Origin of the sequence: Micromonospora sp. CPCC 205739 (genome assembly GCF_036906795.1) — a bacterium.
GTDB lineage: Bacteria > Actinomycetota > Actinomycetes > Mycobacteriales > Micromonosporaceae > Micromonospora.
In genome coordinates this window covers 82,646-104,487 of record NZ_JBAKHS010000003.1, presented here as the reverse complement: position 1 = coordinate 104,487, position 21,842 = coordinate 82,646, and the positions used below count along the sequence as shown (strand labels likewise).

20 protein-coding genes and 1 pseudogene are annotated in these 21,842 nt (G+C 73.5%); 13 read left to right on the top strand and 8 right to left on the bottom strand.

Annotation, left to right across the window (positions count from 1 at the left end; genetic code table 11):
* Window positions 1–101 precede the first annotated feature (101 nt).
* Entirely contained in the window at window positions 102–1,130 is a 1,029-nt protein-coding gene (locus V6U88_RS06580; RefSeq protein ID WP_334450761.1) for a tyrosine recombinase XerC, read from the bottom strand.
* A gap of 389 nt (window positions 1,131–1,519) precedes the next feature.
* Here V6U88_RS06580 and V6U88_RS06575 point away from each other — a divergent pair, with 389 nt between their 5' ends.
* Entirely contained in the window at window positions 1,520–1,858 is a 339-nt protein-coding gene (locus V6U88_RS06575) for a hypothetical protein (RefSeq protein ID WP_334450759.1), read from the top strand.
* Window positions 1,859–1,863: 5 nt separating this feature from the next.
* Here V6U88_RS06575 and V6U88_RS06570 read toward each other — a convergent pair whose 3' ends face one another.
* The 3 genes from V6U88_RS06570 to V6U88_RS06560 are packed head-to-tail and all read right to left on the bottom strand — an operon-like array spanning window position 1,864 to window position 4,989.
* Entirely contained in the window at window positions 1,864–3,078 is a 1,215-nt protein-coding gene (locus V6U88_RS06570) for a DNA-processing protein DprA (RefSeq protein ID WP_334450757.1), read from the bottom strand.
* Window positions 3,075–4,595 carry a YifB family Mg chelatase-like AAA ATPase gene (locus V6U88_RS06565; protein ID WP_334450756.1) on the bottom strand — a complete coding sequence of 507 codons (1,521 nt, stop codon included), beginning with the start codon at window positions 4,593–4,595 and terminating at the stop codon, window positions 3,075–3,077. Before V6U88_RS06565 ends, V6U88_RS06570 begins: the two co-directional genes overlap by 4 nt.
* Before the next feature lie 34 nt (window positions 4,596–4,629).
* A complete protein-coding gene (locus tag V6U88_RS06560; protein WP_334450755.1) occupies window positions 4,630–4,989 on the bottom strand; it encodes a YraN family protein in 360 nt (119 codons plus the stop codon).
* Between the two features lie 258 nt (window positions 4,990–5,247).
* Between V6U88_RS06560 and V6U88_RS06555 the strand changes: the two genes are divergently transcribed.
* The 8 genes from V6U88_RS06555 (at window position 5,248) to V6U88_RS06520 (ending at window position 14,192) form a co-directional block, all read left to right on the top strand.
* A complete protein-coding gene (locus V6U88_RS06555; protein WP_442934577.1) occupies window positions 5,248–6,255 on the top strand; it encodes a hypothetical protein in 1,008 nt (335 codons plus the stop codon).
* 484 nt (window positions 6,256–6,739) lie between these two features.
* A complete protein-coding gene (gene rpsB, locus V6U88_RS06550; RefSeq protein WP_334450753.1) occupies window positions 6,740–7,600 on the top strand; it encodes a 30S ribosomal protein S2 in 861 nt (286 codons plus the stop codon).
* Window positions 7,601–7,735: 135 nt separating this feature from the next.
* Window positions 7,736–8,563: a translation elongation factor Ts gene (tsf, locus tag V6U88_RS06545; RefSeq protein ID WP_334450752.1), complete on the top strand. Its 828-nt coding sequence runs from the start codon at window positions 7,736–7,738 to the stop codon at window positions 8,561–8,563.
* 163 nt (window positions 8,564–8,726) lie between these two features.
* Window positions 8,727–9,494, top strand: coding sequence for a UMP kinase (gene pyrH / locus V6U88_RS06540; RefSeq protein WP_088963482.1), 768 nt, complete (start codon window positions 8,727–8,729; stop codon window positions 9,492–9,494).
* A gap of 84 nt (window positions 9,495–9,578) precedes the next feature.
* A complete protein-coding gene (frr, locus tag V6U88_RS06535; RefSeq protein WP_334450748.1) occupies window positions 9,579–10,136 on the top strand; it encodes a ribosome recycling factor in 558 nt (185 codons plus the stop codon).
* Window positions 10,137–10,540: 404 nt separating this feature from the next.
* Window positions 10,541–11,833, top strand: coding sequence for a phosphatidate cytidylyltransferase (locus V6U88_RS06530; protein ID WP_334450746.1), 1,293 nt, complete (start codon window positions 10,541–10,543; stop codon window positions 11,831–11,833).
* Between the two features lie 104 nt (window positions 11,834–11,937).
* Complete coding sequence (rlmN, locus tag V6U88_RS06525; RefSeq protein ID WP_334450744.1) at window positions 11,938–13,089, top strand: 23S rRNA (adenine(2503)-C(2))-methyltransferase RlmN; 1,152 nt, start codon at window positions 11,938–11,940, stop codon at window positions 13,087–13,089.
* A 20-nt stretch (window positions 13,090–13,109) separates the two neighbouring features.
* Window positions 13,110–14,192 (top strand): DivIVA domain-containing protein, encoded by a 1,083-nt coding sequence (locus V6U88_RS06520; RefSeq protein WP_334450742.1) that lies wholly within the window; start codon window positions 13,110–13,112, stop codon window positions 14,190–14,192.
* 88 nt (window positions 14,193–14,280) lie between these two features.
* Here the strand turns inward: V6U88_RS06520 and V6U88_RS06515 are convergent, their stop codons facing one another.
* Window positions 14,281–14,502, bottom strand: a complete 222-nt coding sequence (locus V6U88_RS06515) for a DUF2631 domain-containing protein (protein WP_334450740.1) — start codon at window positions 14,500–14,502, stop codon at window positions 14,281–14,283.
* A gap of 236 nt (window positions 14,503–14,738) precedes the next feature.
* On the opposite strand from V6U88_RS06515, the gene V6U88_RS06510 reads away from it, so the two are divergent.
* A complete protein-coding gene (locus V6U88_RS06510) occupies window positions 14,739–16,328 on the top strand; it encodes a Rieske 2Fe-2S domain-containing protein (RefSeq protein WP_334450738.1) in 1,590 nt (529 codons plus the stop codon).
* A 112-nt stretch (window positions 16,329–16,440) separates the two neighbouring features.
* Window positions 16,441–17,049: pseudogene (locus V6U88_RS06505) on the top strand (TMEM175 family protein); the annotation flags it as partial.
* A gap of 36 nt (window positions 17,050–17,085) precedes the next feature.
* On the opposite strand, the gene V6U88_RS06500 reads toward V6U88_RS06505, so the two are convergent.
* Together V6U88_RS06500 and V6U88_RS06495 are read right to left on the bottom strand one after the other, a co-directional pair.
* Window positions 17,086–18,690, bottom strand: a complete 1,605-nt coding sequence (locus tag V6U88_RS06500; protein ID WP_334450736.1) for a phytoene desaturase family protein — start codon at window positions 18,688–18,690, stop codon at window positions 17,086–17,088.
* Between the two features lie 73 nt (window positions 18,691–18,763).
* Window positions 18,764–19,612 (bottom strand): YhjD/YihY/BrkB family envelope integrity protein, encoded by an 849-nt coding sequence (locus tag V6U88_RS06495; protein ID WP_334450734.1) that lies wholly within the window; start codon window positions 19,610–19,612, stop codon window positions 18,764–18,766.
* Between the two features lie 51 nt (window positions 19,613–19,663).
* On the opposite strand from V6U88_RS06495, the gene V6U88_RS06490 reads away from it, so the two are divergent.
* A complete protein-coding gene (locus tag V6U88_RS06490) occupies window positions 19,664–20,209 on the top strand; it encodes a GNAT family N-acetyltransferase (RefSeq protein WP_334450732.1) in 546 nt (181 codons plus the stop codon).
* Between the two features lie 48 nt (window positions 20,210–20,257).
* On the top strand, window positions 20,258–20,767 hold the full coding sequence (locus tag V6U88_RS06485) for a YcxB family protein (RefSeq protein ID WP_442934576.1): 510 nt from the start codon (window positions 20,258–20,260) through the stop codon (window positions 20,765–20,767).
* 462 nt (window positions 20,768–21,229) lie between these two features.
* On the opposite strand, the gene V6U88_RS06480 is transcribed toward V6U88_RS06485, so the two are convergent.
* Complete coding sequence (locus V6U88_RS06480; protein WP_334450730.1) at window positions 21,230–21,841, bottom strand: GNAT family N-acetyltransferase; 612 nt, start codon at window positions 21,839–21,841, stop codon at window positions 21,230–21,232.
* Window position 21,842 lies beyond the last annotated feature (1 nt).

Genomic DNA, 21,842 nt, shown 5'->3' with positions numbered 1-21,842 from the left:
GCGTGCGTCACGCCAAGGAGCAGAAGGGGCGGGTGCCGGTCACGAGGAGACCGAGCAAGGCTCGGCGTGCGGGTGCCGGCCGGGCGCCGATCGGGTCGGGGTCAGGCGCGGGGGTGTGCCTGCCGGTACGCGGCCCGCAGCCGCTCCACCGAGACGTGGGTGTAGATCTGCGTGCTGCCGAGCGAGGAGTGGCCCAGCAGCTCCTGCACGGCGCGCAGGTCCGCGCCGCCCTCCAGCAGGTGGGTCGCCGCCGAGTGCCGCAGCCCGTGCGGGCTGACCCGGGGCAGCCCGAGCGACTCGGCGTACCCGGCGACGATCCGGCGCGCCGTCGTCGGGTTCAGCCGCCCGCCGCGTGCGCCGAGCAGCAGCGCGTCCCCGGAGCCCGGCACCGCCACCGCCGGCCGACCCGACCGCAGCCAGTCGTCGATCGCCCGCTGCGCCGGCACCCCGTACGGCACCGAGCGCTCGCGGCCGCCCTTGCCGAGGACGCGGACCACCCGACGGCCGTGGTCGACGTCGGCGACGTCCAACCCGCACGCCTCGCTGACCCGGACCCCGGTGCCGTAGAGCAGTTCCAGCAGCACCCGGTCGCGCAGCCGTACCGGATCGGGGTCTTCCGGGGCGACGGTCGTGGGGACCGCGTCTTCCCGGGCCCCGGCGGTGGACCCGGTCGGATCGGCCGGCCGGACGGGGGCTGGGGGATGGCCGGCGGCCTCGACCAGGGCGGCGGCCTGGTCGGCCCGGAGCACGGTGGGCAGGTCGCGGTGCGCCCGAGGGCTGGACAACGGAGCGGCCACGTCGGTGGGGAGCACGCCGGTGCGGTGCGCCCAGGCGCTGAAGGTCCGTGCCGCCGCCGCCCGCCGGGCCAGCGACGTGCGGGCGGCGCCGACGGTGCGCTGCCGGGCCAACCAGCTGCGCAGCACCGTCAGGTCCAGCTCGGACGGCTCGGAGCAGCCCATCCGGACCGCATGGTCGAGCAGCGACACCAGGTCGCCGACGTACGCCCGGACGGTGTGCGCGGAGCGGTTGCGCACCCGGGCCAGGTGGTCGGCGAAGTCGTCCACGGCTTCCCGCATGGCCGGCGGCAGGGCCTCGTGCGTGGCCCGGGTGGTTCGTGCACCGCCCGTCATCGCCCCGCCCGCCTCATGGTGGGGCGGCCCGGTGCGGGCAGGTCCGGCACCGCATGACGTTCGCCTGGCACGGGCTCAGCGTAGGCGCGCGCCGGGCGGTCGGCACCCCGTCACCGCCGATCGGTGTGGCGCGGACGGGTGGAACCCCGACGTCGCGCGACGGCACGCCACCGTCGCTGTCCAGCCACGGTGGACGGATGCCGTGGTCGCGGCACAGGTGCTCACTGCTGGGCGGACCGGCTCGGGCGGACCGCGCCGATGTCGTGTGGCGGCGCGCTGTCGGTGCTGGCCGGTGGTGGCGTGGACGGGGAGACTGGAGGCAGGGACGGCGCGTGCGCCGTCACCCGGTTGCCTCGGCGGGGGACGCCGACGGGAGGAGGGGACCGCTCATGGGCCTGGACGTCGTCCTCTACCGCCTGGTCCGTGGCGGCCCGGGCCGGCGGCCGTCCCCGGTCGCCGCGCAGATGGTGCTCGACCCCGACGACCTGCTGCTCGACCTGTTGAGGCGGGGTCGGGGTGGCGGACGCACGCCGACGCTGGACCGGGTCGACCCGCTCGGTGAGCTGGTGATCGGGGCGGAGCGGGCCCCGCAGCTCCTGGCCGAACTGGACTGCCTGGTCGAGGCGGCCCGCACCCCGGCCGAGACCGCGCAGGTGCACCGGGTCGCGTTGCTGGTCCGCCGATGCGTACGCGAGCGCGACCTGGAGATCCGTTTCGAGGGGGACTGACCCGGTCACCGCGCGACGCCCCGGGCCGGGCCGGCGGGGGCGCGCGCCGACGTGGCGGGCCGGACCAGGGCGTACCCGCCGTCCCGGCGGAGCACCATGGACAGCTCCTCCAGCAGGGAGAGCTTCCGCATCGCCGTACGCACGTCGACGCCGGCCCGCGCGGCGAGCGCGTCGAGCCCGAGCACACCGCGCCGGGGCAGCGACTCCAGCACCAGGGTCGCCTCGTCGTCGAGCAGGTCGGCGGGGCGCTCCGGCCCGCGGGCGGGCGGGGCCAGGTCGGCGCCGATCCGGCCAACCTCCTCCAGCACGTGCGCCACCCCGGTCACCAGCCGAGCGCTCGGCTCGTCCCGCAGCACCTCGTGCGCCCCCACCGACATCGCGGAGGTGACCGGGCCCGGCACCACCATCGCCCGCCGGCCCATCGCGATCGCCCGGTTCACCGTCTGCGTCGCGCCGCTGCGGGCCGCCGCCTCCACCAGCACCGTCCCCCGGGTGGCGGCGGCGATCACCCGGTTGCGGATCAGGAACCTCGGCCGCAGCGGGTCCGCGCCCGGCATCCACTCGCTCACCAGCAGCCCGGTCTCGGCGATCCGGTCGAACAGCGCGGCGTTGCCCATCGGATAGGGCCGATCCACGCCGCAGGCGAGCACGGCCACCGTCAGCCCGCCCGCGGTCAACGCGCCCCGGTGCGCCGCCGCGTCGATGCCGAACGCCCCGCCGGAGACCACCGTCCAGTCCCGTTCGGCCAGCCCGTACCCGATCTCGGTGGCGACGTGCAGGCCGTACCCGGTGGCGGCCCGCGCGCCGACCACCGCGACCGAGCGGTCCAGCGCCTCGCCGAGCGGCCAGCCGCCGCGTACCCAGAAGCAGAGCGGCGGGGCCGTCTCCAGGTCGACCCGCCGGCGCGTGCCGGAGAGCACCAGCCCATGCAGGTCGTCGAGGCGGCCGGGCCACTCCTCGTCCTCGGGGGTGAGGATGCGGGCGCCGACCCGCTCGGTGCGGGCCAGCGCGTCGGCGGCCGCCGCGCGGGCGTCCCCGGCCGCCGCGCGCGCCGCCACGGCCGTGCGCAGGCTCGTCTCCGGCGCGCCCCCGTCGAGCAGCAGGTCCAGTGCCGCCACCGGACCGAGCTGCTGGACCAACCGGTGCACCGACCAGGTGCCCGGCTCGGCGAGCCAGGTCAGCGCCACCCGGGCCAGCAGCCGCTCCTCGCTGGTGCTCATGCTCCCTCTCCCGTCCTCAGTTGGATGGCCTCCAGCACGTCCTCGCGCTGCGGCCGGGTTCGGCCGTCCAGGTCGGCGATGGTCCAGGCCAGGCGGATGATCCGGTCGAACCCACGGGCGGAGACGGCGCCGGAGTCCAGCCGGCCGCGCAGCTCGGCGGTGTCCCGGGCGGGCAGCCGCCAGGGCGGCTGCCGCAGGTGGGGGCCGGGGATCTCGGCGTTGAGCCGGCGGCCGACCGGAGCCCAGCGGGCGGCTGCCGCCCGCCGCGCCGTGGCGACCCGGGCCGCCACGGTCGCCGACGACTCGCTGGCGACGGCCGCCTCCATCAGCTCCGCCGCCCGCACCGGCAGCAGCTTCACCTGCACGTCGATCCGGTCCAGCAACGGCCCGGAGAGCCGGCCCAGGTAGCGCCGCCGGGCCAGCGGGCTGCACTCGCAGTACGCGTCGCCGGCCGGCTTCGCGCACGGGCACGGGTTGGCGGCCAGCACCAGCTGGCTGCGGGCCGGGTACTCGGTGCCGCCCCCGCTGCGGGCCAGCTGGATCCGGCCGTGCTCCAGCGGCTGCCGCAGCGCCTCCAGCGCGCCCTTGCTGAACTCGGGCGCCTCGTCGAGGAAGAGCACGCCCCGGTGGGCCAGCGAGACGGCTCCCGGCCGGGCCAGCCCGGACCCGCCCCCGACCAGGGAGGGCACGGTCGCCGTGTGGTGCGGCGCCTGGAACGGCGGACGGCGCAGCAGCCGGCCGCCCGGCGGGAGCAACCCGGCGATCGAGTGCAGCGCGGTGACCTCCAGCGCGGCGGCGTCGTCCAGCTCCGGCAGGATCGAGGGGAGCCGCTCGGCGAGCATGGTCTTGCCCGCGCCGGGCGGCCCCAGCAGGGCGAGGTGGTGCCCGCCCGCGGCGGCCACCTCCAGCGCCCGCCGGCCCAGCGCCTGCCCGGCCACCTCCGACAGGTCCGGGCCGTCGACAGGAGGGGGCGGCGGCGTGACGGGCGGCTCGATCAACGGGGTGCCGTCGCGGACGAAGCAGGCCAGCCGGTGCAGCGTGTCGACCGCCCGGACCCGGACCCCGGGGATGACCGCCGCCTCGGCGGCGTTCTCCACCGGCACGATCACCCGGTCCCGCCCGGCGCGCGCCGCCGCCGCCACCATCGGCAACACCCCGCGTACCGGCCGGACCGTCCCGTCCAGGCCCAGTTCGCCGAGGATCACCACGCCGTCCAGCGGCACCAGGGGCAGCTCTCCCGACCCGCCCAGCACCGCCGCCGCGATGGCCAGGTCGAAGGCGGAGCCGTACTTGGGCATGGTCGCGGGCAGCAGGTTGAGCGTGATACGCCGGTTGGGCCAGCGCTGGCCCGAGTTGACGATGGCGGCCCGCACCCGGTCGCGCGCCTCGTGCAGGGCGCTGTCGGGCAGCCCGGAGATGACCACCGCCGGCAACCCGGGGGCCAGATCGGCCTCCACCTCCACCAGATGGCCGGTGACCCCGACCAGCCCCACGCTGAACACCTTGGCGTAGCTCACGCGGCCACCTCGGGCGGCCGGGACGGCGTACCCATCAGAACGCCCCCTTGAGGTGTTCGACGCGGGCCGCGCCGGCGGTGGGCAGCCGGACCGCCAGCACGTCGAAGCGCACCTCGTCGGCGGTGACCCCGGTCTCGGCCAGCCACCGCGCGGCGAGCCCGCGCAACCGGCGAGCCTTGGCCGGCACCACCGCCTCGGCCGGGGTGCCGTAGTCCTCGGTGCGTCTGGTCTTCACCTCGCAGAAGGCGAGCACCGGGCCGTCCCAGGCGATGATGTCGATCTCCCCGTCCGGGCAGCGCCAGTTGCGGGCGACCGGGCGCAGCCCGGCCCCGATCAGGTGCCGGACGGCGCACCGCTCGCCGTACGCGCCGACCGCCTGGTTCCGCTTCGTCATGCCCGTCAGGGTGGGCGTGCCGGTGACCGCGGCGGGGCCTCCGGGGGCGTGCCTGTGGACGACGAGCCGACCTGTGGACGAGCGGACGATCATGGGTGCCGCGTGCTAAGGGACCGGCGTTCGCGGCGGGCCGCCGCCGAGCGGTCGCGGCGGGTGGCGGAGCCGGAGAGCCGGGGCCGGGGGTGATGGGACCTGCCCGGCGCCGTCCGGGGGAGGACGGAATGGCGTCGCGGGGGTGGGTCGCATACGGTGCCGGACGTGGACGCACGACGGAGCTATCCCGAAGATCAGGAGTCACGCTGGTACCCCGCCGGGCAGGAGCGCGGCTACGGCGAGCCGGACTGGCGCAGCGCGGGCGAGTCCCGCTTCCGGGACGACGAGTTCCCCACCCCGGAGCAGCGCGGCGCGGACGATCCCCGGTTCACCGACCCGGACGGCTCGGGACGGTACGGCCAGGCCGGGCGGTACGGCGGAGCCGACCCGCTCGGCGACTCCCGGGGCGAGTCCGAGGGATACCGGCCGACCCGCTCCCGTCGGGCGGACGACCCGGAGGTCTCCGGCGAGCTGCCGAGCGACCGCCCCGGTCGGCGAGCGGCGCGGGAGAGCGCCGACCGGCTCTCGACCACCGGCGCAGGGCCGTTGACGGGTCTCGACCGGCTCTCCACCACCGGCGCGGGGCCGTTGACGGGCAGCGGTGCCGACCGGCTCTCCACCACCGGTGCCGGCGCGTTGAGCGGCGCCGACCGGCCGAGCGTCGGTGGTGCCGGGTCGGAGGCGGGGGACCGGCCGGACCCGGTGCGCTCCGCTCCGCTGGGCGGGTACCCGATCGTCGAGCCCAGCCGCCCCGCCGAGCCGGCCCACCCGCTGGAGATGCCGACCGGTCCGATGCCCCCGATCGCGCCCCGCCTGGACGGCCCGCTGGGCCCCGAGGCGGCGTACCGTCCGGGTGGCGTGCCCTCCGACGGCGTCTACCGGACCCGCCGGCCGGCGCTGGCGGTGCTGCTCGTCGCGCTGGTGCTGGTCTTCGAGCTTCCCGCGCTGCGGGTGCTGCTGCACGGCCTGACCGGCGACCCAGTCTCCGCCTCCCACGTCGTCGTCGGCACCTTCCTGGTCACCGGGCTGCCGATCTTCGCCGCCGGCCTGTACGGGCTGCGCACCGGCGGCCTGGCGATGGCCGACGGGGCGCGGGGCTGGCTGCGCCCGCCGACCGCCTACCTGACCGTCGGCCTGGTGCTCTTCCTCGCCGCCGCAGTCGCCGTCGGCTGACCCGGGCGCTCACGGCCGGCCGGTCCGGGCGCTCACCGGCAGGCGGGCGGCGCGACCGGCGGCACCCGTCGGCCGACAAGGGCGCTCCGGCTCATCCGACGCGCTGACCGTCGGCGCACCCGCCGGGGCGTCGTCCGCGCCAGCACACCCCGGCGCGCCGGGGACGGGGCTCCGGATGCGCCGATCGGCGGCTTGTGTCCGAATTCGGCGACCGGGGGCATCGAACAGCGGTGGTACGGGCCCGGCCACCCGCTGTCACGGACGGGTTCTCGCACCCGGCAGCTAGGCGGCGGGACAGGCGCGTACACTGGTCGACTGGCGACCGCCTCGCGCGGTCGACCTCGCGCGCCCTCTCCACGGTTAGTCGTGGGGCGCCGGCCTCCCTGGTCCCGATCTTGGTCGGGCCCGTCATGGCCGACGACCGGGCGCCAGGCGTCCGGCCGCCGGCCGGACGGAACAACCAGGGACAATAGGAGTACCCACCATGGCCGTCGTGACCATGCGTCAGCTGCTGGAGAGCGGTGTCCACTTCGGGCACCAGACCCGGCGCTGGAACCCGAAGATGAAGCGCTTCATCTTCACCGAGCGCAACGGTATCTACATCATCGACCTGCGCCAGACCCTCGACTACATCGAGAAGGCCTACGAGTTCGTGCGCGGGACCGTCGCCGAGGGTGGCAGCATCCTCTTCGTCGGCACCAAGAAGCAGGCCCAGGAGGCCATCGCCGAGCAGGCGACCCGGGTCGGTCAGCCGTACGTCAACCACCGCTGGCTCGGTGGCATGCTGACCAACTTCCAGACGGTGTACAAGCGTCTGCAGCGGATGAAGGAGCTGGAGGCCCTGGGTGACCTGACCGGCACCGCCGCGGGTTACACCAAGAAGGAGACCCTGCAGCTCTTCCGCGAGAAGACCAAGCTCACCAAGACCCTCGGTGGTCTGCGGGACATGCAGAAGCTCCCGGCCGCGATCTGGGTGGTCGACACCAAGAAGGAGCACATCGCCGTCGACGAGGCCCGCAAGCTGGGCATCCCGGTGATCGCGGTGCTCGACACCAACTGCGACCCGGACGAGGTCGACTTCCCGATCCCGGGCAACGACGACGCGATCCGCTCGGCCGAGCTGCTGACCAAGGTCGTCGCCGCCGCCGTCGCCGACGGTCTGATCGCTCGCTCCGGCCGTCGCCGGGGCACCGACGAGAAGCCCGAGCCGGGCCAGGTCGGCGCGGACGAGCCGCTGGCCGAGTGGGAGCGCGAGCTGCTCGAGGAGCCGAAGAAGGCCGACGAGCAGCCGGCGCAGCAGGCGGAGCAGCCGGCCCAGCAGCCGGCCGCCGTCGCCGCGGAGTGATCGCACCGTCGCTTCCCCACCGTCCGTTCTTTCGGACGGTGGGGAGCGGCGGGTACGCCGGGCACATTCGGCCCGGATCCGGGTAACCGGCACCCAGACCATCCCACCCGCAGTTCCGACATCGAAGAGAGAGTCATGTCCAACTTCACCGCCGCGGACGTCAAGAAGCTCCGCGACCTCACCGGCGCCGGCATGATGGACTGCAAGAAGGCGCTGACCGAGGCCGAGGGCGACTTCGACAAGGCCGTCGAGATCCTGCGCGTCAAGGGCGCCAAGGACGTCGGCAAGCGGGCCGGGCGCACCGCCGCCAACGGCCTCATCGCCCACTCCGGCAAGGCCCTGCTGGAGCTCAACTGCGAGACCGACTTCGTCGCCAAGACCGAGGCGTTCGTCGCCCTGGCCCAGCAGCTGGTCGAGCACGGCGAGCGCAGCGGCGTCAGCAACGCCGAGGAGCTGCTCGCCTCGGAGCTGGACGGCAAGTCCGTCGCCGACCTGGTCCAGGAGCAGTCCGCCAAGATCGGCGAGAAGCTGGTGCTCAACCGCTTCGCCAAGCTCGACGGCAACGTCGCGGTCTACCTGCACCGCAAGAGCCAGGACCTGCCGCCGGCCGTCGGCGTGCTGGTGGAGTACTCCGGCAAGACCGACGAGGCCGGTGACGCCGACGCGCGCGGCGCCGCCATGCAGATCGCCGCGATGCGGCCGAAGTACCTCACCCGGGACGAGGTTCCGGCCGAGGTCGTCGAGTCCGAGCGGCGCATCGCCGAGCAGACCGCCCGCGAGGAGAACAAGCCCGAGGCGGCGCTGCCGAAGATCGTCGAGGGTCGGGTCAACGCCTTCTTCAAGGACTACGTCCTGGTCGAGCAGGCGTCGGTCGCCGACAACAAGAAGACCGTGAAGCAGGTGCTGGCCGAGGCCGGCATCGAGGTGACCCGCTTCCTGCGGTTCGAGGTCGGCCAGGCCTGAGCCGCCGGATCGGGCGCGTGACGCGCCCGTGGGCAGGGAACGTCGACGAGGAGGCCGCCGGTGTACGTGACAGGCACCGCGGCCTCCTCGTCACATAGGGTCGGCAACGGCAGTAGCGCGGTACGCGGCGTGCAGGACGTGCGCGCGGGGAGGGGCGGGGCGGATGACGCAGGTTGTGAGTGACCGGAGCCTGGGAGCGGACGACCCGACGGCGCCGCCGCCCGGGCGGGCTCGTCGGGTGGTGCTGAAGCTCTCCGGCGAGGTCTTCGGCGGCGGGGCGATCGGCGTCGACCCGGACGTCGTACAGGCCATCGCGCGGCAGATCGCCACCGTGGTCCGCCGCGGCGTGCAGGTCTCCGTGGTGGTCGGCGGCGGCAACTTCTTCCGCGGCGCCGAGCTGCAGAAGCGCGGCATGGACCGGGCCCGGGCCGACTACATGGGCATGCTCGGCACCGTGATGAACTGCCTCGCCCTCCAGGACTTCCTGGAGAAGGAGGGCATCGAGACCCGCGTGCAGAGCGCGATCACGATGGCCCAGGTCGCCGAGCCGTACATCCCGCTGCGCGCCATCCGGCACCTGGAGAAGGGCCGCGTGGTGATCTTCGGCGCGGGCGCCGGCATGCCGTACTTCTCCACCGACACCGTGGCCGCCCAGCGCGCGCTGGAGATCCGCGCCGACGTGGTGCTGATGAGCAAGAACGGCGTGGACGGCGTCTACACCGCCGACCCCCGGATCGACCCCTCCGCCAGCAAGTTCGACTCGATCACCTTCTCCGAGGTGCTGCGCCGCAACCTGCGGGTGGCCGACGCCGCTGCGTTCAGCCTCTGCATGGAGAACGGCCTGCCGATGCTGGTCTTCGGCGCCCAGGGCGACGACACGATCATTCGCGCCGTCGGCGGCGACAAGATCGGTACCCTGATCACCGCCTGAACTTCCCCGGCCGACCGCTGCGGCGGTCCTCCGACAGACAGCAGCAGAGCCCATCACGAGTAACAGAAGGAGGCGAGGAGACCGGTGATCGACGACACCCTCCTCGAGGCCGAGGAGAAGATGGAGCGTGCCATCGAGCACGCCAAGGAAGAGTTCGGCGCCATCCGCACCGGCCGCGCGAACGCCGCCATGTTCTCCAAGGTCGTCATCGACTACTACGGCACCCCCACCCCGCTGCCCCAGATGGCCTCCATCGGGGTTCCGGAGCCGCGCATGGTGATCATCAAGCCGTACGACAACTCGCAGATCAACGCCATGGAAAAGGCGATCCGCGACTCCGACCTCGGCGTCAACCCGAACAACGAGGGCAACCAGCTGCGCATCCTGCTCCCGCAGATGACCGAGGAGCGCCGCCGCGAGATGATCAAGGTGGCCCGGCACAAGGGTGAGGAGGCCAAGGTGGCCATCCGCAACATCCGCCGGAAGGGCAAGGAGGAGCTGGACCGCCTCGTCAAGGACGGCGAGGTCGGCGAGGACGACGGCCGCCGCGCCGAGAAGGAACTCGACGACCTCACCCAGCGCTACGTCGCCAGCGTCGACGAGCTGGTCAAGCACAAGGAAACCGAGCTGCTCGAGGTGTAGTCGCCCGGACGGGACGCCCCGTCCGGCACAGCGCGAGGCCCGTCCCGGAAACCCGGGAGCGGGCCTCGCGGCGTCTCGACCGCCCGGGCCCCGGTCAGCCCGGGCGGTCGTGGCGGGCATCCGGGGACCCTCGCCCTCAGGGTTCGGGTCGACAGCGGTGGGACGACGAGTAGGGCAGCCGACGGACCCACCCGGACGGGCGGCGGAGGCCGCCGGAGGCCTCGTCCGCCGCCCCCGGCAGCCGGGTGCAGTAGGCTCGGCAGGATTCCCGGCCACCGCGCGGTGAACGGCGGGAATCGGCCGGCCGTCGGGCCGGTCAACCGGACGGAACAGACACGCGTGTAGGGGATGGCCTTGGTCTTGCGTCATGTGGTGGAACTCGTCCCGCTCCCGCTCGGTGCGTGATGTCCCACCCCGACCCCTACGGCGGCCCCGAGCCTCGCGGCTGGGACCGGCCGGAACGCCCGCCGGCGCTGCCCTGGCCCGAGCGTGACGTCGAGCCCACCGGCCCGTGGAGCCGGCAGTCCGGCGCCGACCTGTACGCCGGTCCGCAGGCCCGCCCCCGCCCGCCCGCCCGTGGCTACGACGAGGCCGCCGTCGACCCGTACGACGGGACCGGCGACCCGTACCGCGACGACCGTTACGGCGCGGCCCGCGACGACGGCTACGACCGGCGTGCGCCCGGGCGCCCGGTGCGCGACGACGACGTGCCCACCTCGTCGCTCCCGCCGGTCCGTGACGACGACCTGCCGACCTCCCAGTTCCCCCCGGTGCGGGACGAGCCCGGGCCGGAGCACGAGCCGCAGCGGCCACCGGGCCGGCGGCAGCGCGGCCGACGCCGGGCCAGCGCGGACCGGCCGGCGACCGGGCAGCAGGCACCCAGCCGGGCCGGCCGCAACCTGCCGGCCGCGATCGGGGTGGGCCTCGGGCTCGGCGCGCTGATCCTGGTCCCGCTCTTCTTCTACCTGCCGGCGTTCCTCGCCGTGGTGGCCGCCGCGATCGGCGTGGGCATCTGGGAGATGGCCCGGGCGGTACGCCGCAGCGGCGCGCACCCGCCGCTGGTGCCGCTGATCGCCGGCGGGGTGCTGATGATCGGCCTGGCCTGGTACGCCGGGCCGGACGCGCTCAGCCTGGGCCTGCTGGTCACCGTGCTCGGCACGATGATCTGGCGGCTCGGCGACGGTCCGGGGGGCTTCCAGCGCGACCTTACGGCGGCCACCCTGATCGCGGTCTACGTGCCGTTCCTGGGCGGCTTCGCGGCGCTGCTCGCCGCGGCCCCCGACGACGGGCACCTGCGGGTGCTGGCGACCCTGGTCGCCGTGGTGCTCTCCGACACCGGCGGGTACGCGGCCGGGGTCACCTTCGGCAAGCACCCGATGGCGCCCTCGATCAGCCCGAAGAAGTCCTGGGAGGGCTTCGCCGGGTCGGTCTCGGCGGCGGCGCTCGGCAGCGCCCTGCTGCTCTGGGCGCTCTTCGATCTGGCGCCGTGGTGGGGCGCGCTCTTCGGGATCGCGGTCTCCGTCTCGGCGGTCCTCGGCGACCTCGGCGAGTCCATGATCAAGCGTGACCTGGGCGTGAAGGACATGAGCAACCTGCTGCCCGGGCACGGCGGCCTGATGGACCGGCTCGACTCGATCCTCTTCGCCGTTCCCACCGCGTACCTGCTGCTGGCGGTCTTCGTGCCGGTGGTGGGCTGAGGCATGAATCACGTCCGGCAGACCGTGCCGCCCGCCCGGTGGGGGTCGATTCGGCACCTCCGGAGGGGTGTGTTCCGCGGCCGGCGTGACAGACTGGACCGGCCATGACGAGCCTGCCTGTGATCCCCGTAGACCCCGACGCCCCCGGGCGCCGGCCCGCGATGCCTCCCCGCCACCTCGCCGACCTGGACCTGCCGGGCCGGCAGTCGCTGGTGACCGAGCTGGGCGAGCCGGCCTTCCGGGCCAAGCAGGTCTCCAACCACTACTTCGGCCGGCTGGTACGCGACCCGGAGCTGATGACCGACCTGCCGGCGGCGAGCCGGGAACGGCTGGCCGGCGCGCTGCTGCCGACCCTGCTCAACCCGGTCCGCGAGATGGCCTGCGACGACGGCGCCACCCGCAAGGCGCTCTGGCGGCTGCACGACGGCTCGCTGGTGGAGAGCGTGCTGATGGGCTACCCGGACCGGGTGACCGTCTGCATCTCCAGCCAGGCCGGCTGCGGCATGGCGTGCCCGTTCTGCGCCACCGGTCAGGCCGGGCTGACCCGCAACCTGTCCACGGCCGAGATCGTCGACCAGGCGGTGTACCTCGCCGGTGTGGCGGCCTCCGGCGCGGTGGCGGGGTCGCCGCCGCGGCTGTCGCACGTCGTCTTCATGGGCATGGGCGAGCCGCTGGCGAACTACAACCGGGTGGTCGCGGCGATCCGTCGGCTGGTCGCGCCGGCCCCCGAGGGGCTGGGCCTGTCGCAGCGGCACATCACCGTTTCCACGGTCGGCCTGGTTCCGGCCATCCGCCGACTGGCCAGCGAAGACCTCTCAGTGACCCTTGCGCTGTCGCTGCATGCGCCCGATGATGATCTGCGCGACGAACTCGTGCCGGTCAACCAGCGCTGGAAGGTAGCCGAGGTGCTGGACGCAGCGTGGGACTACGCGGCCCGGACGGGGCGCCGCGTGTCGATCGAGTACGCGATGATCAAGGACGTGAACGACCAGCCGTGGCGGGCGGACCTGCTCGGGCGGCTGCTGGCCGGCAAGTTGGCCCACGTGAACCTCATCCCGCTCAACCCGACACCCGGCAGCCGCTGGGACGCGAGCTCGAAGCCGGTCGAGCGGGAGTTCGTCCGGCGACTCCGCGAGGCCGGGGTGTCCACGACCGTGCGGGACACCCGGGGGCGCGAGATCGACGGCGCGTGCGGGCAGTTGGCTGCCGCCGAGGACAGGGACACCGACGCGCCGCGCGGGCGTGACCGGGCGTAGCGACGAGACCAGGAGACATAGTGGCGAGTCAGGGTCAGCGTTTCCGGCGTAAGGCGCTCCGCCGGGGATACAAGGTCGACGAGGTGGACGCCTTCCTGGACCGGGTCGAGGCGACACTCGCCGGCCAGCCGGTCGGCGCGCCCGTGGCCTCCCAGGAGGTCCACGACGTCGTCTTCCGGGTCCGCTTCAACGGCTACGACGAGTGGCAGGTCGATCTGCACCTGGACCGGGTCGAGCGGCAGCTGGCCGAGCTGGAGGAGCGCGGCGGCCTGGCCGGCCGCGGTGCCGACCCGCGGGGCGCCGACCGCCTCGGCCCGCCGATGCGTGACGACCCCCGCGGCCTGTCGCCGGTGCCGCAGCCGCTCCCGCCGCGCGCCATGCCGGCCCAGGCGGGCCCGCAGGGCTACGGCAACCGGTACGACGAGCCCACCGGCGCCTTCGCCGGCGGCTACGACGCCCCCCGGGGCGGGTACGACGCGCCGCGCGGCCCGGCCGGTCCGGGCCCGGGTGCGCCGATGGGTCCGGGCGGCCAGATGGGGCACGGCGGCCCGCCGCAGCGCGGCCTGCCCGCCGGCCCGGGCGGCTACGGCGCGCCGGAGGGCGCTCTCGGTGGCTACGGTGCGCCGGAGGAGCCGCGGTTCGACGGTTTCGAGGCGGGCCGGCACGGCCGCACCGACATGACCGCCGAGATCCGGATGCCGGAGCGGGAGATGCGCGGGCGTGGCCCGGCCGGCCCGCCGCCCATGCAGCAGCCGGCGCTGGGTGGCCCGCCGATGGGTGGTCCGCCGCCGATGGCCGGTCCGCCGGTGGGTGGCCCGCCGATGGTGGGCCCGCCGATGGCCGGCCCGCCCGGCAGCGACCTCTACCGGGTGGACCAGATCCGGCGCAGCTTCCAGGTGCGTCGCTTCGGCAGTGGGTACGACCCGGACCAGGTGGACCGGTTCTTCGAGACGCTGCTCGGCGGCATGCAGGGGCGCAACCCGATGCCGGTGAACCCGAAGGACCTGGACACCCTGCGCTTCGGGCTGGTGCCGGGCGGCTACTTCGAGGCCGAGGTCGACGCCGCCCTCAAGGACGTGCAGGACATCCTCTTCGGCCGCTGATCGGCCCGACGAGGACCGATGTGACGAAGGGCCCACCCCCGACGGGGGTGGGCCCTTCGTCCGTGTCCGGTCCGGCGCGTCGTTCGGGTCAGGAGCGCAGGCCGTTGCGGCGCAGCACGACGTCGCCGATGACGATCGCCAGCAGCACCGCGGCCAGGCCGACCAGCCAGATGTCCTCGACCCTGCCCTCGTGGTTGCCGCACAGCATCGCCAGCAGCGCCAACGCGGAGACCACCGCGCCGATCCGTCCGGCCTTGCGGTGCCCGGGCTTGTGCTGATCTGGCGCGGTTACCGGCTCGCTTCCTGCCACTGTCGGTCCTTCCCTCGCGATCGGATCTCCGGTTAGTCTGGCACGCCCCGTGCGGGGCCCGGCGAAGGGTCCGGCCTGATGGGGGTACGCGGGCGGGGACACCGCCGGGCGGCCTGGGCCGATGGACCCGATCAGGGGCGGGCGCAACGGCTCTACCGGCGTCGCGGGTCGGCGACCAGACTGCCTCCGGTAGCGTTCTGACGTACACCTTGTTTGTCGTTTTGAGGGGGACTGCGGTGCGAGTGACCGGTACGGGACATGCCAGCATGCGGATCGACACGGCCGCGGGCAGCATCCTGTGCGACCCGTGGGTCAATCCCGCCTACTTCGCCTCGTGGTTCCCCTTCCCGGACAACTCCCAGCTCGACTGGGAGGCGCTCGGTGACGTCGACTACCTGTACGTCTCGCACCTGCACCGGGACCACTTCGACGCCGCCCACCTCAAGCGGTACGTCTCCAAGGACGCCACCGTGCTGCTCCCCGAGTTCCCCACCTCGGAGATGGAGGACGAGCTGCGGGCGCTGGGCTTCACGAAGTTCCTGAAGGCCCCGAACGAGCAGGTCGTGGAGCTCGACGGCGGCCTGAAGATCATGATCCAGGCGCTGACCAGCCCGACCGACGGCCCGATCGGCGACTCCTCGCTCTGGGTGGAGTACGACGGCGTCCGGCTGCTCAACCAGAACGATGCCCGCCCGACCGACCTGAGCGTCTTCGCCGAGCTGGGCCACGTGCACGCGCACCTGCTCCAGTTCTCCGGCGCGATCTGGTACCCGATGGTCTACGAGCTGCCGCAGGCGGCGAAGACCGCGTTCGGCAAGCAGAAGCGGGACCGGCAGTTCGACCGCACCTGGCGCTACATCGACGACCTGAAGGCCGACCACGTCTTCCCGATCGCCGGCCCGCCGTGCTTCCTCGACGACGCGCTGTGGCAGTTCAACGACATCCACGGCGACGAGGGCAACATCTTCCCCGACCAGTCCGTCTTCCTGGCGGAGTACGCCAAGGTCGGCGGCACCAACGGCATCGTGCTGCTGCCGGGCAGCGTCGCCGAGGTGACCACGCAGGGCGCGAGCACCACCCACCCGGTGCCGGTGGAGGAGTTCTTCGCGAACAAGGTCGCGCACCTGGAGGAGATGCGGGAGCGCAAGCGCCCGATCATCGAGGCGGAGAAGGCGTCCTGGCGGCACCCCGAGGTGGACGTGCTCGGCGAGATGAAGCGCCGCATCGAGCCGCTGCTGGACGAGTCGATCTACCTGGCCAAGGGCGTCGGCGGCCCGGTCCGCTTCGACCTCGTCGGCACTGACGACTCAGGCGGGGAGACCGTTGAATCCATCGTGGTGGACTTCCCGGGCAAGGAGGTCCGCCCGTACGCCGACGAGAAGGTGCGCTACCGCTTCCGTACCGACCGGGCGCTGATCGAGCACCTGCTGCACATCGGCGAGGTGGACTGGGTCAACTCCCTCTTCCTCTCCTGCCGCTTCTCGGCGGCCCGGATCGGCCAGTACAACGAGTTCGTCTACGCCTTCTTCAAGTGCCTCTCCGAGGAGCGCCTCCAGTACGCCGAGGGCTGGTACGACGAGCACGAGCGGGCCGTCGACGCGGAGGACATCACCATCGGCGACTGGGTGGTGCAGCGCCGCTGCCCGCACCTGAAGGCGGACCTGAGCCGGTTCGGCATCGTCGACGGCGACCAGCTCACCTGCCAGCTGCACGGCTGGAAGTTCGACCTGCCCAGCGGGCGCTGCCTGACCAGCGTCGGCCACAAGGTCCGCGCGCACCGCGCCGACGAGCAGACCCCCGCGCCTGCCGGCGAGGCGCTCAGCTAGCGGTTTCCCCGCGCCCGCCGCCCCCGTCAGGTGACCATCAGGTCGAGAAGGGGGCGGCGGCGTGACCGACGGCGCGGGCAGGAGCGGATACCGGTTCAGGCGTGATCGGGAGATGGCCCGGGACGCCTCCCGGGTGGAGACGTTCAGCGACGGCGTCTTCGCGGTCGTGCTGACGGTGATGGCCGTCGAACTGCTCCAGTACGGGCCGGCCAGGGCCGGCGGGAAGGAGCTTCCCGACGCCCTCGCTCACGCCTGGCCGTCCTACCTGGCGTACGTGATCACCTTCGGGATCGCCGGTCAGATCTGGCTCGGCCATCACAACATGTGGCGGTACGTGGTCCGGGTCGACCAGCTGCTGCTGGTGTTCAACCTGCTCGTGTTGCTCTTCGTGGCCGCCATCCCGTTCACCGCGGACCTGCTGTCGGACAACCTCCGCGGCAGTGCGACCGAGCAGCGGCTGACCGCCGGCCTCTACCTCGGCACCGTGCTTGGCGAGTCGCTCTTCTTCAACCTGAGCTGGTGGTGGGCTCGGCGGCGGCGGCTGCTCCACCCCGACCTGGATCCCCAGCTGGCCCGGGCGGTCTCGCGGCGATTGCTGGTGCGCCCACTGCTCTATCTGATCGCCTTCGCCTTCGTCTTCGTCGACCCGATCCTCAGCCTCGTCCTCTATCTGCTGCTCGTCGGCCCCTCCCTCATCCGCCCCCCCGGCGATCTGCCCCCCCCCCCCCCCCCCCCCCCGCCGAGGCCGGCGGTGAGGTCAGCGACCGAGGTCGCTGAGGATGCGGCGGGCGGCGTTGTGGCCGGCGGCCCCGATGACGCTGCCGGCCGGGTGGCAGCCGGCGCTGCCCGCATAGACGCCGTCGACGCCGGTGGCGTACGGCATCCGGTCGGTGAACGAGACGGTGTTGTCGACGTGGTGGATGTGGCCCCCGGTGATGCCGAAGTGCGCCTCGATGCCGGGCGGGGGCAGCGGCACCGCGTCGGCGATCAGGTCGGCGGTGCCGGGGGCGTACCGCTCGCAGATAGCGATCAGCTTCTCGACGTACCCGGGCAGGGCCTCGTCCCAGGTGGTGCCGGCCAGCTCGTAGGGCACGGACTGGACGAAGAGCGCCGACGAGTGGTGGCCGGCCTCGTCGGAGAGCGACGGGTCGACGGTGGTGTGCAGGTACCACTCGATGGTCGGCTCCTCGGGCAGCCGGCCGGCCTGCACGTCCGCCCACATCGCGCGCAGCGCGGCCATCGGCGCCTCGCCGCCCCCGCCGACCAGCGAGGCCGAGCCGGGCAGCAGGTGGATGGTGGAGCCGAACGGGCTGGTCGCGCCCTCGGGCAGGCAACCGAAGCGGGGCAGCCCGGTCAGCGCCAGGTTCAGCTTCAGAGTGGTGCCGGGGCGGCGGACGGCCGTCATCCGCTGGTGCAGCGGCGCCGGGAGCGCGCCGTCGGGCAGCAGCTCCATCAGCCGGTACGGGTCGCAGGCGCCGAGCACCACCGGGGCGGCGACGTGCCGGCCGTCGGCGAGCGTCACCCCGCTGGCCGCGCCGCCGGCGTCCAGGGTCACCCCGGTCACCGGCGTACCCGTTTCGATGGTGGCCCCGGCGGCGCGGGCGGCCTCGGCGAAGGTCCGGGAGACGGTGCCCATGCCGCCCTGGGCGATCATCCAGGTGCCGTCGGCTCCGGGCAGCCGGCACATGTTGTGCACCAGGAAGTTGTGCCCGGTGCCGGGGTCGTCCGGGCCGGCGTTGAGGCCGGAGAGGCCGTCGGTGACCGCGTACATGCTGACCAGCAGCTCGGAGCGGAAGTCGAAGCGGGCCAGGTGGTCGGCGACCGAGCCGCGGACCAGGTCCACGAAGACCTGCCGCAAGGCCGGGCGGACGTACCGCTCGGCGGTCTCCTCCACCGGCAGCGGCTCGGCCAGCCAGGCCGGCGCCAGGTCCTCGCGCAGCTGGGCCAGTTCGGCCTGCAACGCGTCGTCGGCGGCCGCGTCGGCGGGGGAGAAGAACTCGGCGAGCTGCTTGCGGGTCCCCGCGGTGTCGCTGCCGAAGAGCAGGTACGGCGAGCCGACGCCGCCGGGGGTGGGCAGGAAGTAGTGCGGGTCGCGGCGCAGCACCGGAATCCGCACGTCGAGCGTGGCGAGCAGCTCCGGCGGCATCAGCCCGAGCAGGTAGGACCCGGTGGAGTGGCGCAGCCCGGGGACCTTGGGGAACGGGTTCTCGGTGCGGGTGGCCCCGCCGATCACCTCCGCCGCCTCCAGCACCAGCACGTCCAGCCCGGCGCGGGCCAGCAGGATGGCCGAGACCAGCCCGTTGTGCCCGGATCCGACGATCACGACGTCGGCGCGGGCCGGCAGCTCACTCGCTTCGCTCATGCCCGGGCAGCCTAGTGCGGCCGGGCCCCGGGCGGGAGGGCTTCAGCGGTGGGTGGCTCGGCGGCGGGTGGCTTCAGTGGCGGGTGGCTCCAGCGGCGCGGATGCCGCGCCAGCGGCTCAGCGCCAGGGTGGCGGAGTAGCCGGCCAGCACGATCACGTGGAAGAGGTAGAGCCAGAGCAGCACCGCCACGCCGCCGCCGACCTCGTCGAAGCCGCCGAAGGGCGCCCCCAGGTCGATCGGGAGCGAGGCGAACAGCACGAAACCGTGCAGGAAGCCGGCGAGGTTCGCCGCGGTGAACGAGCCGACGGCGAGGGTGGAGAGCCAGTCCGGGGAGGCCGGTCCGACCACCCGGAACACCCACATCACCACCGGCGTGAGCACCAGCCACACCCCCAGGAACGACAGCACCACGCCGAGCGCGCCGACCCAGCCGCCCTGCCGGACCAGGCGGGTGGTGGTGGGCAGGGCGATCAGGATCGACAGCAGCAGCGCCGGGGCGGGGGCGAGCAGCGGCAGCAGCAGCAGCCGACCGCGCCAGCCGACCAGCGACTCGTCCGGGTTGGGCGGGGTGGCGACGGAGACGAACGCGCGGCGCAGCCCCTCGCCGTAGAGCGACGCCGGCAGCAGGGAGGCCAGCGCGAGCAGCGGGGTCAGCTCCACCCCGGCCGCGACCAGCGCCTCCACCGCCCGGGGCGCCCCGATCGCGTCGGGCAGCGTGTTCACCGCGTACGAGGTGAGCCGGCGTACCCGGTCGCCGCCGGCCAGCAGCGAGGTGAGCCAGATCGCCAACAGGGCCACCGGCACCACGGCGATCGCCCCGTAGAAGGTGATCGCGGCGGCGTGCAGCGAGAGGTCCCGGCCGCGTACCGGCCGGAATGCGGCGCTGGTGATCCGCTTCGTGCGCTGCCATGCGTCGCCCATCGCGATCTCCTTCCCCCTCCCGGGGCCGCGCACGCATTACGATCCCGCGGCATGACGGTGCTCACGACGGAACGCCTGGTGCTGCGGGACTGGACGGACACCCCGGCGGACCTGGATCGGATCTTCGACATCTACTCCCGTATCGAGATCACCCGCTGGCTGGCCGCCTCCGGCCTCCCGCTGACCGACCCCGCCCAGGCCCGGGACCGGCTGGCCATCTGGCGGAAACGGCACGCCGGCCAGGGCGGCCGGTACGGCACCTGGGCGATCGAGGTCCGCGACACCGGCCGGGTCGCCGGCACCCTGATCCTCAAGCCGCTGCCCGGCGCGGACGGCGTGACGGAGACCGACGACATCGAGGTCGGCTGGCACCTGCACCCGGACTCCTGGGGGCACGGGTACGCCACCGAGGCGGCCCACGCGGTGCTGGCCCGCGAGTTCGCCGCCGGCACCCCACAGGTGTACGCGGTGATCCCGCCCGGCAACGACCCGTCGATGGCCGTCGCCCGCCGGCTGGGCATGACCCACGTCGGGCAGCGCACCGACTGGTACGGCGGCGAGGTGCTGGAGACCTTCGTCCGCCGGGCCGACGCCTGACGCCCACCGGGACAGCGGGGGGCGCCGCGGGCCGTATCGTCTTCCGCTGTGATGATCAGCTTCGAGACGCAGCCGGACCGGCGGCGGCTCACCGACGCCCTGCGCAGCGCCTACCGGCGCACGTTGCTGCTGTACTGGCTCTGCCCGGTGCTGTTGCTCCTACCGGCGCTGACGACGGTGCTCACCGGTGACGCGCTGCGGGCTGTCCCGTGGATCGCGGCCGCGGTGGTCGCGGCGCTGCTCTCCCCGCTGGTCCTGCGGACGCTGGTCCGGGCCAGCTGGAAGATGTACGGCATCCCGATCACGTGGACGATCTCCGACGAGGGCGTCCGCTACGCCAACGCGCTCTCCGACGGCACCGTGCGCTGGGCGGCGCTGACCGGCGTGGAGCCCATCCCCGGCCAGTTGCTGTTCCGGCTCAGCCGGTACCAGGTCTTCCCGATGCCGATCGACGGCCTGGACGCGGAGCAGCAGGCCGAGCTGTACTCCTACCTGCGCGGCCGGAAACTGCTCACCGTCGATCCGGTCGAGCCGGGGCCGCCGGCCGTCCGGCGGTAGGTTGCCCCCGCCGGATACGTCACGGAGGGTGGTGCCCGCCCCCCGGACATGCCGGTGAGTGAGATACCTGAGAGTCATATTTATGCCTCTGAGGTATATCGCTCACCAGGCATACGTCGTCCTCCGCGCGGCACGCGGGAGGCAGGCGAGAACACGTACCCAGGCGTATCCGCTGGTGCCGGAGCCGCCACGAGCGGAATCTCATCCGGCTCGGACTGATCGGCTTCCACGCCGGCTGTCCGGTTCACGCGCCGGGCCGATCCTCGGACTCGGACTCCCGCCGGAGCTGAGCTGTAGCGCGTCGGCGATCGCGTCGTGCATGAGCAGGCACAGGTAGATGGCCATTGCCGGGCGGTCGTGGGCGAACTCCCGGCGCAGGTGGAGCTTGGCCGGCCGACCGGCTGCACCGACACCAGCGGCCTCCGGTCCGGCCGCGTCACCCCTGGCCCGGCGCCGGCCGCTTCACCGATCGTGCTTGACTCCAAGATCAAACAGGTCCTGGAGCGACTCCGCGGCGACAACGCGAGCATGACGTGCGTGCAGGTGACCGTCTCTCGGGAAAGGCGGCCTGGCAGGTAGCACTCGTTCGAACTGGTACCGAGCCTTTTCCGCGACCCGACAGGATGCGTGGTTGTCCACCTGATGGAGCAGCTCGAGACGATCCAGGCACTCGGCGGCGAAGGCGTCGAATGCCCAGAGGGTGAGAGCTTCGAGGGCCCGCGTGGCTACCCCTCGACCTCGAGCATGGGCTGCGGTCCAGTAGCCGACCTCAGCGGATCGACCTGAGGGTTCGTTTCTCTTGAGGACCACGTTGCCCAACAGCCTGCGCTCACCGGCATCCCGTTGATTCTCGAGAATCGCGAAGCTGAGTCGGGTGCGGCTCTCCCAGCCGTCTTTCTGAACCTCCAGCCACCGCTGTGCGTCCTCCGTGCTGTCCATGGAGAGGCTTGTCCACCGACGCAATGCCGGGTCGCGATACACCTCGATGAGCGGTTCGATGTCCTCGTCACCCCACGGCCGCAGGAGAAGAGCGGGACCGCCCGGTACCGCGTCCACTCGCAGATCGACTGTCATT